At 60.6% G+C, this 12,831-nt stretch carries 11 protein-coding genes; 8 read left to right on the top strand and 3 right to left on the bottom strand.

The features are described from left to right. Nucleotides 1-14 precede the first annotated feature (14 nt). Nucleotides 15-659, bottom strand: coding sequence for an HAD-IB family phosphatase (locus R6X40_RS19360; RefSeq protein ID WP_318415441.1), 645 nt, complete (start codon nucleotides 657-659; stop codon nucleotides 15-17). An 848-nt stretch (nucleotides 660-1,507) separates the two neighbouring features. On the opposite strand from R6X40_RS19360, the gene R6X40_RS19355 reads away from it, so the two are divergent. From R6X40_RS19355 to R6X40_RS19345, 3 genes are all read left to right on the top strand, one after another. Beyond that, entirely contained in the window at nucleotides 1,508-2,527 is a 1,020-nt protein-coding gene (locus tag R6X40_RS19355) for a GH25 family lysozyme (protein WP_318415439.1), read from the top strand. 165 nt (nucleotides 2,528-2,692) lie between these two features. Then, on the top strand, nucleotides 2,693-3,805 hold the full coding sequence (locus R6X40_RS19350) for a calcium:proton antiporter (protein WP_318415437.1): 1,113 nt from the start codon (nucleotides 2,693-2,695) through the stop codon (nucleotides 3,803-3,805). A 248-nt stretch (nucleotides 3,806-4,053) separates the two neighbouring features. Next, nucleotides 4,054-4,800: a F0F1 ATP synthase subunit A gene (locus R6X40_RS19345; protein ID WP_318415436.1), complete on the top strand. Its 747-nt coding sequence runs from the start codon at nucleotides 4,054-4,056 to the stop codon at nucleotides 4,798-4,800. Between the two features lie 28 nt (nucleotides 4,801-4,828). Here R6X40_RS19345 and R6X40_RS19340 read toward each other — a convergent pair whose 3' ends face one another. After that, the gene (locus R6X40_RS19340; protein ID WP_318415435.1) at nucleotides 4,829-5,680 is read right to left on the bottom strand and encodes an IclR family transcriptional regulator; all 852 of its coding nucleotides are present in this window, start codon (nucleotides 5,678-5,680) and stop codon (nucleotides 4,829-4,831) included. A 242-nt stretch (nucleotides 5,681-5,922) separates the two neighbouring features. On the opposite strand from R6X40_RS19340, the gene gcl reads away from it, so the two are divergent. From gcl to R6X40_RS19315, 5 genes are all read left to right on the top strand, one after another. Beyond that, nucleotides 5,923-7,707, top strand: a complete 1,785-nt coding sequence (gene gcl, locus R6X40_RS19335; RefSeq protein ID WP_318415433.1) for a glyoxylate carboligase — start codon at nucleotides 5,923-5,925, stop codon at nucleotides 7,705-7,707. 21 nt (nucleotides 7,708-7,728) lie between these two features. Next, on the top strand, nucleotides 7,729-8,541 hold the full coding sequence (gene hyi, locus R6X40_RS19330) for a hydroxypyruvate isomerase (protein WP_318415432.1): 813 nt from the start codon (nucleotides 7,729-7,731) through the stop codon (nucleotides 8,539-8,541). Between the two features lie 5 nt (nucleotides 8,542-8,546). Beyond that, the gene (locus tag R6X40_RS19325; protein WP_318415431.1) at nucleotides 8,547-9,431 is read left to right on the top strand and encodes a 2-hydroxy-3-oxopropionate reductase; all 885 of its coding nucleotides are present in this window, start codon (nucleotides 8,547-8,549) and stop codon (nucleotides 9,429-9,431) included. A gap of 63 nt (nucleotides 9,432-9,494) precedes the next feature. Next, entirely contained in the window at nucleotides 9,495-10,763 is a 1,269-nt protein-coding gene (locus R6X40_RS19320) for a glycerate kinase (protein ID WP_318415430.1), read from the top strand. A gap of 117 nt (nucleotides 10,764-10,880) precedes the next feature. Continuing rightward, a complete protein-coding gene (locus R6X40_RS19315) occupies nucleotides 10,881-11,486 on the top strand; it encodes a DUF4174 domain-containing protein (protein WP_318415429.1) in 606 nt (201 codons plus the stop codon). A 12-nt stretch (nucleotides 11,487-11,498) separates the two neighbouring features. Here the strand turns inward: R6X40_RS19315 and R6X40_RS19310 are convergent, their stop codons facing one another. Then, a complete protein-coding gene (locus R6X40_RS19310; RefSeq protein ID WP_318415427.1) occupies nucleotides 11,499-12,713 on the bottom strand; it encodes a TIGR03862 family flavoprotein in 1,215 nt (404 codons plus the stop codon). Between the last annotated feature and the right edge of the window lie 118 nt (nucleotides 12,714-12,831).

Raw genomic sequence — 12,831 nt, 5'->3', positions numbered from 1 at the left:
GCCAAGGTTATCATTCAGGAATGTCTGAAGCGGAGCACATCAGCAACAATGGCCGAGATATCGGCGTCAGGCCAGTGATGCACGTGCGGTAGCTCTTGCGGCAGATCGCTGCCGACAAAATATCCCCGGCGCGCAAGCTGCAACATCGGGATATCACCGTGGGAATCCCCCACGGCAACCAAGGAATGTCGTTCAAGCTCGAGCTTCTTGAGCAGCGCTTCCAGCCACGTTGCTTTGTCCTCCGGCCAGAAGTGAACAAGTTGGTGATCTTCGGTCAATCCCGTGCCAACCGCATAATCGGCGCCGAGATCTGCGGCCAGCCATTCAACTGCGAACTGCCAGGTAATCGAAACTAGGGCGATCTTTATGCCTTCCGCCCTCAGGCGGGCAAAGCCCTCTCTGACACCGGGGGCGAGACGGAGATCTTGAAGGTATCCGATAAGCTTGGGCTTGTTGAATGGAGCATACCATTCCAGCATGGCTTGCCGGCCGATCGTCATTTCTTCCCGGGAGCGAAGACGCTCAAACGCGTCCATTTCAGCGGAGCGTCCGATATTCCGGGCTATGCAGCCACAGATATTTTCTCCTCGCAGCAATGTGCCGTCAACGTCAAATGCCATCAGCTGCGGATTGGGAATGTTACGGTCCTTTCCAATCAATATTGATTCCTGCCTTTCCCATCGGCTTATACGAAATCTTGCGACGTACGCACATGCGGGAACTCTCCTCAAGGAGAGGTGGAGTTCCCTCTTCTCCCCGATGGGGAGAAGTGCCGGGCACAGCGAGGCGATGAGGGGGCTTTCGGTAAACGAAGAGTTCGCGGGCCCCTCAACGCCTGTAACCACGCCCGGAAAGTCCGCCGTGGGGTTTCTTCATGCTGACTTGGCCGGGGCGCTGGAAAGTGCCGGGACAAAGTTTATTTATATGACGCCTTCCAAGCGCCCCGTTCAGTGTTCGCCGATGGGCTACTCCGGTTTCTCTGCGGGGATGGCGGCGCCCTTTTGATACGGGGCGGCGTTTACGGCTGTTCGCCGTCTCGCCACGAACAGCCTGCCTTCGACACACCCGTCGCTGGTCCTCATGTGTGCCTCACAGGCACGCCCCGCCATTTTGCAGACGGGAGGGAAACCACTTTCTGACCATCCACCGGACAAAGGCTTACGTCTGTCCTCCGCCCGGCACCGGCCCTGTCTCACCGCTACGCCTAGCAGTCTCGCCAATGACAGGACGGCAATGATGATGGCACAGGTTTTATGGGCGGGGATTGGCGGGGATGATTTTTTTTGGATTCGGAGAGTGCTTTTTGCCGCGGCCAGATCTTCCAACACTCTCCGTCATGGCTGTGCTTGCCGCAGGCAGAGCCGCCAGCTTCGGCTGTTGTTTCCCGTTTATTCCCACCTTTCGTATGTGAGAAAGATCGGATTCAATCTTTGTTGGTAATTTTCCGTTAGCAATTGAAGGCAGTGGGGCGGGTGCCGCCTGTTTTTTGTTTTGCGTACGGGGTCCTATGCGTTTTTCGGCTGTTCCAGCGATCCTTCTTGCCGGCCTTCTTGTGGCCGGTTGCACATCGAGTTCCGGGCCGGAAAGCCTGGTGGCCGGGTTGCCGTCGAAGGAAACCACCAGCTCTGTTGTCCAGGCCCCGGTGCCTGCCGCCGATGTAGGTGCGGTGATCGCACAGGCCGAAAGCCACCCCGAGCAACTGGCCTGGGCGGGGCAGATTCCGCAGTCGCAGGCGTTTGAATCGGTGACGACCGAAGGCATGGCCGTTCCGGCCGAACGGCCGGTGGCGATGATCATGCCGGAAAATCCGCCAAGCGGCGCTACGCGCACCCGGCGCGGGCAAATCTATGGCCGTCAGTTCCGTGATGCGCATCCGATCAATTTCGGCAAGGCTTCGCCGCGCAAGCTCGCCGTTCACGGCGTTGACGTGTCGCGCTGGCAGGGCGAAATGGATTGGGCAAAGCTGCGCACGCAAGGGGCGAACTTCGCCTATATCAAGGCGACGGATGGCGGTGACCATCTCGATCCGATGTTCAAGACAAACTGGAATCGGGCCAAGGCTGCCGGCTTGAAGCGCGGCGCCTACCATTTCTTCTACTGGTGCCGTACAGCCGGCGAACAGGCCGATTGGTTCATCCGCAACGTGCCGCGCGACCCCGATGCGCTGCCGCCGGTGATCGACGTCGAATATAACGGTGAATCGAGCTGCAAATATCGCCTGTCGCGCGCCAAGGCGATCGAGAAAATGCAGGTGTTCATGGACAAGCTGGAGCGCCACTATGGCAAGCGCCCGGTGATCTACACTGCTCCAGACTTTTACCGTGACAACCTGGCCGGTGAATTCAAGGATTATCCCTTCTGGCTGCGTTCGGTCGCCGCCCATCCGTCGCAGGTCTATCCGGGCCGCAAATGGCTGTTCTGGCAATATTCCGGCTCCGGCCTGTCTCATGGCGTCGAGGGCAGGATCGACCTTAACGTGTTCCGTGGCAGCGAGAGCGACTGGCATGATTGGGTGGCGCGGAACTGACACGGCTGGACACTGCCGTGTTGGGTTGATAGAAACGGCGCATATGCTTCTGAGAAGCCCGGCACGGACGACCCTGCCGCGATCCTGATAGATGGGGACGGCCCCTTGTGAGGTTCACAAGTCTTGTTGCCGAAATCTTCCCCTAGCCTGTTCCACAGCCCTTTCTTGAAACTCGCCATCGCCTGGCTGGTCGTCCTTCTGTTTCTGTGGAAAGGCTCCGCCTGGCTTTTCCAACCGATGACGATCGGGGTGGCGATTGCCTGTTTTGCCGCTCTGTTTGGAACGATCCTTCTCGGTTCGTTCGGTGTCGTGCGCGAGGCAGACCATCTGGCGCACGAACTGGGCGAGCCCTATGGAACGCTCATTCTGACGCTTTCCATCGTGTCGATCGAAGTCATCCTGATTGCCGCCGTCATGCTCGGCCCGAGCGAGGCGCCGACCATCGCCAGGGATTCGATCTTCGCGGTGATGATGATCATCATGAATCTTGTCACCGGCCTTTGCCTGATTGCCGGCGCGCTGCGTCACGGCGAGCAGGAATACAATGCACAGGGGGCTCTGGCTTTCGTTTCCATGACCCTGGTTCTGGCCGGCGTCGCGCTCATTCTCCCCAACACGCTAACGACGGGGAACGGCACCTTCTGGCCATCGCAAGCCATTGCGATCGCGGTGCTGACAGCGGCACTTTACGCTGCGTTCCTGGCTTTGCAGATGGGGTCGTACAAAACACATTTCATGCAGCCGCCCGCGGGCGAAATGTCCATCCGCCGGGAAGCCGCTGATGTGACGGGCGCTGCTGCGCCCGCTCAGACCGGATCGAACCGCCGCAAGCTTTTGATTCACACCGTCATATTGCTGGCCTTGATGGTGCCGATCGTCCTGCTTGCCCACGATCTTGCTGTCGTCATCGACTATGGGGTGGCCATCGCCGGTGCGCCTGTCGCTGTCGGCGGCGTGCTGATTGCGATCATCGTGTTCACGCCCGAATCGATTACCGCCGTGAAAGCGTCGTTGAACAATGAAACGCAGCGGGCGATCAACCTTTGCCTCGGGGCCTTCGTCTCAACGGTCGGTCTCACCGTTCCCGCCGTGCTGGCGGTCGGTCTGGTGACCGGTAAAACGGTAATCTTCGGGATTTCGCCGGCAGAGACTGTATTGTTCGGATTGACCGTGGGCCTGACGGCCATGACCTATCTGGGGCGCAGAACGTCGATCACCCAGGGCCTGCTGCATCTGATGGTGTTTGCGGTGTTTACCGTGATGCTTTTCACGAACTGACGCCACTCTGCCTGCGGCGGCTTGCAATCGCCGTAGGACATGGATATCAGAACCTCGCGCAGGACGACCTGCGCCTCGACCACCCTGGGGACGGCCCCGCATCTCATCCGTGAGAGCAGGAGCCGCCCGTGAAAAACCTTATCCCCGCTTTCATCATTCAGTCTCGCGATCCCGTCGCGCGTGTTTTCGTGCCCTTGAGCCGGCGCGCGGACCCGTGCGTGATCGTGCTCTCTTTTCAAGGATAACCGATGGCCGGTCCTATTGAACAATTCGAAATCAAGCCGCTTCTGGAACTGAGCGCGGGTGGTGTCGATCTCAGCTTCACCAATTCCTCCGCCTACATGGTGCTAACGGTCGTGCTGGCCTCCGGCCTGCTTCTGATCGGCGCGGCGAAGCGGAGCCTCGTGCCCGGCCGTTGGCAATCGGTCTCGGAACTTCTGTTTGAATTCGTTGCCAAAACTCTGCGCGAGAATGCCGGTCAACAGGGCATGCGTTTTTTCCCGCTGGTGTTCTCGCTGTTCATGTTCATTCTCGTCGCAAACCTGATCGGCATGTTTCCCTTCGCTTTCACCGTCACCAGCCACATCATCGTCACCTTCGCGCTGGCGATGATCGTCTTCGGCACGGTGACGATTTACGGATTGGTGAAACACGGCTTCGGTTTCTTCAGGCTGTTCATGCCGGCCGGAATTCCGATGGTTCTGGCGCCGATCATCATTCCGATCGAAGTCATTTCCTACATGTCGCGCCCGATCAGCCATTCCGTCCGGTTGTTTGCGGTGATGCTGGCCGGGCATATTACCCTGAAGGTATTCGCGGGCTTCGTGGCGTCGATGACCGACCTTGGCACGCTCGGAATGATCGGCGCCGTCCTGCCTTTGGCGATGACCGTGGCCCTGACGGCGCTGGAAATGCTGATGTCGGTCATTCAGGCCTATGTCTTCACGATGCTGACCTGCATGTATCTGAACGACGCCTTGCATCCTGGACATTGATGCCGGCAAGCAGGCGCCCCGGCGTCTTTCATGACGTAGGCGTTTGGCTGTCGTCCCGCCGTCCGCCCATCGCCTGCGTCACGCCATCGGCTGCCGCCTTGACCACCGGTCCAAGCGCCGTTAGCGTTTCGTCCGGCAGGCGCACTGCCGGTCCCGATACGGAAATCCCGGCGATCGCTTCGCCGTATTCATTGAAAATCGGGGCCGCAAGGCAGCGCATGCCGAGCGTGTGTTCTTCATCGTCGATCGACCAGCCGCGCGTGCGGATGGTCTCGATATCGCCCAAAAGCTTGGGCAGTGTGTCGCGGGTTTTTTCGGTGAAATGGGCAAGCGGCCTGGGTGAGAGCAGGCGTTCGATGCTGGCGTTTGGCCAGGTCGAGAGGATGGCCTTGCCGATGCCGGAAGCGTGGATCGGGCCGCGGCGGCCGGGGCGGAAGAAGGCGCGCATCGGGGCGTGACTTTCGACCTGCGAGATGAACACGACATCGCCGCCGTCCTCGATGCCGATATTGGCGGTTTCGCCCGAATGCTCCATCAACTGTTTCAGGAAAGGGCGGCTGATCGTGCCGAGCTTGCGGAAGCGCAGGAAGGCATTGCCGATCTCGAAAGCTTTCAGCCCGATTGTCCAGGCACCGGTCTCTGCATCGTGGGTGACCATGCCATGGTTGGCCAGAGAGGTGAGCAACCGGTGAACCGTGGACGGCGCCATGCCTGATTGATCCGAAAGCTCGGTCAAAGCTGCGCCATCGGCTGATGCCACGAGGTCAAGCAGCTTCAGGCTGCGGTCGAGCACCTGCACGGAGGAGGGGACGGCGTTTTCGGCTGCCTTGCGGCCGCGTTTGGCGCGCAAAGGGTCCTGAGAGGTTTGCTTGTCCGGCATGTCGGCTCCGTGTTGTCTCGTCGTCCATCACATATTGCATCACTGCCGAAAGCGGAACGCCCTTGGCGCGCTTTGCGTCGATCACCTGACATCCACATGCGCTTAGCATGTCTCAAGACGTCGCCATTCCTATCGGATTCATTGAAGATGTTTATTTCCATCTGATGAGAATGATTTCCATTTATTGATTGCCCGTCGAAAAATTTGGATTACCCTGATCCTCACACGATGGAGGAATAGTCATGGCGAAAATGCGCGCAGTCGATGCGGCGGTTCTGGTTCTGGAGAAGGAAGGCGTCGATTGCGCTTTCGGGGTTCCGGGTGCTGCAATCAATCCCTTTTACTCGGCGCTGAAGGCGCGGGGCTCGGTGCGCCATATCCTGGCGCGGCATGTCGAGGGTGCTTCCCATATGGCGGAAGGTTACACCCGCGCCAAGCATGGCAATATCGGTGTCTGCATCGGCACCTCGGGTCCGGCCGGCACCGACATGATCACCGGTCTTTACTCGGCCCAGGCGGATTCGATCCCGATCCTCTGCATCACTGGTCAGGCGCCGCGCGCCCGGCTCGACAAGGAAGATTTTCAGGCGGTCGATATCGCCCGGATTGCCGCCCCGCTGACCAAGTGGGCTGTTACCGTCATGGAACCGGCGCTGGTACCGTTCGTCTTCCAGAAGGCGTTTCACCTGATGCGCTCGGGCCGTCCCGGTCCGGTGCTGATCGACCTGCCGGTCGATGTACAGTTGGCTGAAATCGAGTTCGATATCGACACCTACGCGCCGCTCGAAGCCTACAAGCCATCCGCCACGCGGGCGCAGGCTGAGAAGGCGATCGCCATGCTGAACGAGGCGGAGCGTCCGCTGATCGTTGCCGGTGGCGGTATCATCAACGCCGATGCGTCCGATCTGCTCACCGAATTTGCCGAGATTACCGGCATTCCGGTCATCCCGACGCTGATGGGCTGGGGCACGATCCCGGACGATCATCCGCTGATGGCCGGCATGTGCGGGCTGCAGACATCGCACCGCTACGGCAATGCCAACCTGCTCGCCTCCGACTTTGTGCTCGGTGTCGGCAACCGCTGGGCCAACCGTCATACCGGCAACGTGCCAACCTACACGGAAGGCCGCAAGTTCGTGCATGTCGATATCGAGCCGACCCAGATCGGCCGCGTCTTCGCACCTGATTTCGGCGTCGTCTCCGATGCGGGTGCAGCGCTGAAACTGTTCCTCGATGTCGCGACCGAATGGAAGACGGCGGGCAAGTTGAAGGATTGGTCGGGCTGGGCGGAAGAATGCCGCGAGCGCAAGCGGACCATGCTGCGCAAGACGCATTTCGACCAGACACCGCTGAAGCCGCAGCGCGTTTATGAGGAGATGAACAAGGCGTTTGGCCGCGACACCTGCTACGTCTCGACCATCGGCCTCAGCCAGATCGCCGGTGCGCAATTCCTGCACGTCTACAAGCCACGCAACTGGATCAATTGCGGCCAGGCCGGACCGCTCGGCTGGACGCTGCCTGCAGCGCTCGGCGTGCGTGCCGCCGATCCGGACCGGACGATCGTGGCGCTTTCGGGCGACTATGATTTCCAGTTCATGATCGAGGAACTGGCTGTCGGTGCACAGCACAAGCTGCCTTACCTGCATGTGGTCGTGAACAATTCCTATCTCGGTCTGATCCGCCAGGCGCAGCGCGGGCTGAACATGGATTTCGAGGTGAGCCTCGCCTTCGACAATATCAACCATTCCGGCGATGCGGAAAAGGGTTATGGCGTCGATCACGTGGCCGTCGCCGAAGGTCTCGGCTGCAAGGCGATCCGGGTCAGGAGCCCGAACGAGTTCCAGGAGGCATTCTCGAGAGCCAAGGACCTGATGAACGAGCACCAGGTGCCTGTCGTCATCGAGTTCATCCTCGAGCGCGTTACCAATATTTCGATGGGCGCCGACATCAATGCGGTGGTCGAGTTCGAGGAACTGGCCGAACGCGGCGAGGATGCCCCGACGGCGATCATGGCCCTGCTCGACTGATAGAAATACGGAGGATTACCCATGCCCAAGTTTGCGGCAAACCTGACCATGCTTTTCAACGAAGTGCCGTTCCTCGACAGGTTCGCACTGGCCGCCAAGGCCGGTTTCACGGCGGTGGAATATCTCTTTCCTTACGACTTCGACGCCAAAGCGCTGAAGGCGGCACTGGAGGTCAATGGTCTGACCCAGGTGCTGCACAACCTGCCGGCCGGTGATTGGGCCGCCGGTGAGCGCGGCATCGCGGTCCTGCCCGATCGTGTCGACGAATTCCGCCGCGGCGTGGCCTCGGCCATCGATTATGCGACGGCACTTGGCTGCACGCAGATCAACTGCCTTTCCGGCATCGCGCCGGTCGGGGTATCGGACGAGGTGCTGCGGGCGACGTTCGTTGCCAATCTGCGGCTGGCCGCAGGTGAACTGAACAAACACGGCATCCGGCTGTTGATCGAGCCGATCAACCGCTTCGATATTCCGGGCTTCTACCTCAACACGGTGGAGCAGGCTGCCTCGATCATCGCCGAGGTCGGCAGCGACAACCTGTTCATTCAGTACGATCTCTACCACCAGCAGCGTACCGAGGGCGAGTTGATCGGCACGTTCAAGACATACCAGGCGCAGATCGCCCATGTGCAACTGGCCGACAATCCCGGCCGCAATGAACCGGGCACGGGCGAGATCAACTATCCCTTCGTCTTCGAGGCACTGGATGCGGCCGGATATGACGGTTCCATCGGCTGCGAATACAAGCCGCGCACCACGACATCGGAAGGGCTGGGCTGGCTTGCCTCAGCCAAATCCGCCCGCGGCGCAGACATCATCAAGATCAGGAGTTAAGCATCATGGCCACAATCGGCTTTATCGGACTGGGTATCATGGGCACGCCGATGGCGCGCCATCTGCAGGATGCCGGCCACACCGTCGTTACCTCGACATTTCATATCCCGCCGAAGCAGGAACTGATCGACAACGGCCTGAAGTTCGTCGAAACACCTGCGGCACTGGCGGAGAAGGTTGACATCACCATCCTGATGCTGCCGGACACACCGGAAGTAAAGGATGTTCTGTTCGGTGAAAACGGCGTTTTCTTCGGTCTGTCGAAAGGCAAGCTGGTCATCGACATGAGCTCGATCTCGCCGATCGAGACCAAGGAATTTGCCAAAAAGGTCCGTGAAACGGGCGCCGAATATATCGATGCGCCGGTCTCCGGTGGCGAGGTCGGTGCCAAGAACGCATCGCTGTCGATCATGGCTGGCGGCGCGCAGGAAAGCTTCGACCGGGCTCTGCCCCTGTTGAAGCTGATGGGCAAGAACATTACGCTGGTCGGCGACTGCGGTGATGGCCAGGTGACCAAGGTTGCCAACCAGATCATCGTCGCGCTCACCATCGAGGCTGTCGCCGAAGCGCTGGTTTTTGCCTCGAAGGCTGGTGCCGATCCGGCGCGGGTTCGCGAAGCCCTGATGGGCGGGTTTGCCTCTTCGCGGATTCTCGAAGTGCACGGCGACCGGATGGTCAAGCGCACTTTCGAGCCGGGTTTCCGCATCTCGCTGCACCAAAAGGATCTTAATCTGGCGCTGCAGGGGGCAAAGGCCATCGGTGTATCGCTGCCCAACACGGCAGCAACGCAGGAGCTGTTCAACAGCTGCGCTGCTCACGGCGATGCCGGTCTCGACCATTCCGGGCTCGTCACGGCTCTCGAACGCATGGCAAACCACGCGGTCGCCTGACGACAAGGACCGGGCGGTCAGGAGGAGGGCCGCCCGGTTTCTTTCATGAATGAGGATAAAGACATGGCTGCGATCGCCCACCCGAAAGCCTTTCTCGAGACGCTGTTTCATGCGGCGGTCGCCGCTGCCGATCCGGGCAAGGTGCTTTCCGCCAATCTGCCGGAAAAGCCGAAGGGGCGCACGGTCGTCATCGGCGCTGGCAAGGGCGCCGCGCAGATGGCGCAGGTGTTCGAACGGTTGTGGGACGGGCCACTTTCGGGCGCGGTCGTCACCCGCTACGGTTATGGAGCGCGATGCGAGCGGATCGAGGTGCTGGAGGCATCGCACCCGCTGCCGGATGACAATGGGTTGAAGGCATCACGCCGATTGCTGGCCGAGGTCAGCGGTCTTGCTGAAGATGATCTCGTTGTGGCGCTGATCTGCGGTGGCGGCTCGGCGCTGTTGCCATTGCCGGCGGGGGACCTTTCGCTGGACGACGAGATTGCCGTCAACCGGGCGCTGTTGGCATCGGGCGCGCCCATCAGCGCCATGAACGCAATCAGAAAACATGTTTCGGGTATCAAGGGCGGGCGGTTGGCGGCTGCGGCCTGGCCTGCAAGGGTCGTCTCACTGGTGGTTTCGGATATTCCCGGCGACGATCCGGCACTGGTGGCCTCAGGGCCAACGATCCCGGACAACAGCACACGTGACGATGCGCTGCGCTACATCGAGCGCTATCGGCTGGACTTGCCGGAGACAGTGCTGGCATTCATTCGCAGCGACGCATCTACAGCTCCAAACCCTGCAGACCGGGCGTTTCATCGCAACGAGGTCCGGCTTGTCGCTTCGGCCGCGGTGTCGCTGGAGGCTGCGGCCGATCTCGCCCGTTCAGCCGGTATCGAGGCGGTCATCCTCTCTGACGCGATGGAAGGCGAGGCGCGGGAGGTCGGGCGCGTGCACGCGGCGATTGCCCGCGAGGTCGCCGTTCGAAACAGGCCGTTTCGCAAGCCGGTGGTCATTCTTTCCGGCGGCGAGACGACGGTGACGATCCGGGGCAAGGGCAAGGGCGGCCGCAACAGCGAATTCCTTCTGTCGCTGGCGCTCGGGATAGATGGAGCCGATGGCATCTCGGCGCTCGCCGCAGATACCGATGGCATCGACGGGTCGGAGGACAATGCCGGAGCCTTTGCGGACGTAACAACTGTCACCCGCCTAACCGAGACCGGTGTCGATGGCGCGGCGCTGCTTGATCGCAACGATGCCTGGACTGCGTTCGATACGATCGGCGATATCTTCAAGCCGGGCCCGACGGGGACCAATGTCAATGACTTCCGGGCAATGCTGGTGCAGTGACGGCTGGGCTTTGGTCTTCGCAATGTAAATGGGACCGCACCAGGCTCACTTCTTCCGTCATTCCTGTGCTCGTCACAGGAATCCAGTGCGCCGTGTCCACGGCGCGGATGACCTGGAATGTCGTCCGATAAGGGGACCTCCTCTCACGGCGCAGACGCGCCGCGGCTGGATTCCTGTGACGAGCACAGGAATGACGGGGAGATGGGGAATTCCGCAGCCTGCATCGACGGGCCGAAACTCCGGAACCAAATGCCCGCCTGCCAGTTTGTCTTCTCATGGGTTCAACGCGAGAGGATAACGGCGATGCTGAAATCATTGTCTGCCGCGGTCTCCGGTATCGAAATCGATCCGCAGCAGGGCGGCATGAGTCTGGCGGATTTCGAATGGCGTTACCGGGTGGTGATTATTTTCCCCGATGACAGTCATATCGAAGCGGCGCGTCAGGCAAACCAACTGCTTGCCGAGGCGGATGGTTTGCGCGAGCGTGACATGATCGTTCTGGAGGTCGGGCGCAACGAGGTCAAGGCTCTGTACGGGCCGGAATACGACCTCAATTGTTACGCCATAAGGTCAGATCTGGACGTGATGGACGGTTTTTTTGCGATGATGCTGGTCGGCAAGGATGGCGCGGTCAAATTCCGCTCGGACGAGGTGGTGCCGGCAGCCGTTTTGTTTGAGTTGATCGACCAGATGCCGTTAACCCAGAAGAAACGTTCGAACTGAAACCGGTCGGGTTCAGGCCGGGATCGCGAGCCATTCGTTGATCCCCGCAGCCGCGGCGCGCCCGGTGGCAAAACAGGCTGTCAGCAGATAGCCTCCGGTCGGAGCCTCCCAGTCCAGCATTTCTCCGGCTGCAAAGAGGCCGGGCAAGGCCTTCATCATATAGCGTTCGTCGAGAGCATCAAGGCGGATGCCGCCGGCCGAAGAAATGGCTTCGGCGATAGGCCTGGGCCGGACGACGGGGATGGGGAGCGTCTTGATCAGCCCCGCGAGTTGGGCTGCATCGTTCAGAATGGCTTGAGAGCCAAGCTCCCGTACCAACGCTGCCTTGACGCCTTCGAGGCCGGCGCCCTTGCGCAGGCGGTTGGAGAGGCTGATTTTCGCATCCTGCCGCGCCAGATCCTTTGCCAGGCGCTCGACACTGCGGCCGGGAGCGAGATCGACCAACAGGGTAGCGTGGGCCTGCTGCATGAGGCTGTCGCGCAAGGCTGAGGAATGGGCGTAGACGAGGCTGCCTTCGATCCCGTGGCGGGAGATGACGAATTCACCCGGAAAGGTTCCGGCGTCCGATGTGGTGGTGACGGATTTCAGCGGCGCACCGGCAAAACGGTCCTTGAAGACGCCGCTCCATTCAACATCGAAGCCGCAATTGGCGGGCTGCAGGTCGGCGATCTCGACGCCTCTATTTCTCAATAATGGAATCCAGCTTCCGTCGGCACCCAGGCGCGGCCAGCTGGCGCCGCCAAGGGCCAGCAGCGTCGCATCGCCTTGGACCGTTATGGGGCCATCCGGGGTGCCGAAGACGAGGCCGTCATCCGCGAAACCTGTCCAGCGATGGCGGGTCATCAACCTGACGCCCTGCGCTTCCAGCCGTCGCAGCCAGGCGCGCAGCAGCGGTGAGGCCTTCATCACGGTTGGAAAGACGCGGCCGGACGTGCCAGTAAAGGTTTCCGTGCCGAGGCCGGATGCCCATGTCCGCACGTCTTTCGGGGTAAAAGCGTCCAGTGCCTTTCGTAGGTGGTCCGAGGCCGTCCCGAAACGGGTGGCGAAGTGCTGATAGTCCTCGGAATGAGTGATGTTGAGGCCGGATTTGCCGGCGAGCAGGAATTTGCGGCCAAAAGTCGGCATGCCATCATAGACCGTTACGGTATGGCCGGACAGCGACAGCACCTCTGCTGCCATCAGGCCGGCCGGTCCGCCGCCGACGATTGCGATCTGTTTTGCTGACATGACGTGCTCGTTGCCCATTGTTCTGCTGCCGTCTTGGCGACTGCAGGCGTTTCGCGCAAGGACAATCGCGATCAATACCGGCATGGCATAGCGCCCTAGCGCTCAAGGCTTTGCCGCC

It is taken from the genome of Rhizobium sp. PL01 (assembly GCF_033447125.1).
In the GTDB taxonomy this organism is placed as follows: domain Bacteria; phylum Pseudomonadota; class Alphaproteobacteria; order Rhizobiales; family Rhizobiaceae; genus Pararhizobium.
The sequence above is the reverse complement of the archived record's forward strand: the minus strand, read 5'-3'. Positions and strand labels throughout refer to the sequence as shown.

Excerpts from the sequence above, each read along its gene's own strand:
- R6X40_RS19345 (WP_318415436.1), top strand. The coding sequence starts at position 4,054 with ATGGCCGGTCCTATTGAACAATTCGAAATCAAGCCGCTTCTGGAACTG.
- R6X40_RS19310 (WP_318415427.1), bottom strand. The coding sequence starts at position 12,713 with ATGTCAGCAAAACAGATCGCAATCGTCGGCGGCGGACCGGCCGGCCTG.
- hyi (WP_318415432.1), top strand. The coding sequence starts at position 7,729 with ATGCCCAAGTTTGCGGCAAACCTGACCATGCTTTTCAACGAAGTGCCG.
- gcl (WP_318415433.1), top strand. The coding sequence starts at position 5,923 with ATGGCGAAAATGCGCGCAGTCGATGCGGCGGTTCTGGTTCTGGAGAAG.
- R6X40_RS19320 (WP_318415430.1), top strand. The coding sequence starts at position 9,495 with ATGGCTGCGATCGCCCACCCGAAAGCCTTTCTCGAGACGCTGTTTCAT.
- R6X40_RS19355 (WP_318415439.1), top strand. The coding sequence starts at position 1,508 with ATGCGTTTTTCGGCTGTTCCAGCGATCCTTCTTGCCGGCCTTCTTGTG.
- R6X40_RS19340 (WP_318415435.1), bottom strand. The coding sequence starts at position 5,680 with ATGCCGGACAAGCAAACCTCTCAGGACCCTTTGCGCGCCAAACGCGGC.
- R6X40_RS19315 (WP_318415429.1), top strand. The coding sequence starts at position 10,881 with ATGTCGTCCGATAAGGGGACCTCCTCTCACGGCGCAGACGCGCCGCGG.
- R6X40_RS19325 (WP_318415431.1), top strand. The coding sequence starts at position 8,547 with ATGGCCACAATCGGCTTTATCGGACTGGGTATCATGGGCACGCCGATG.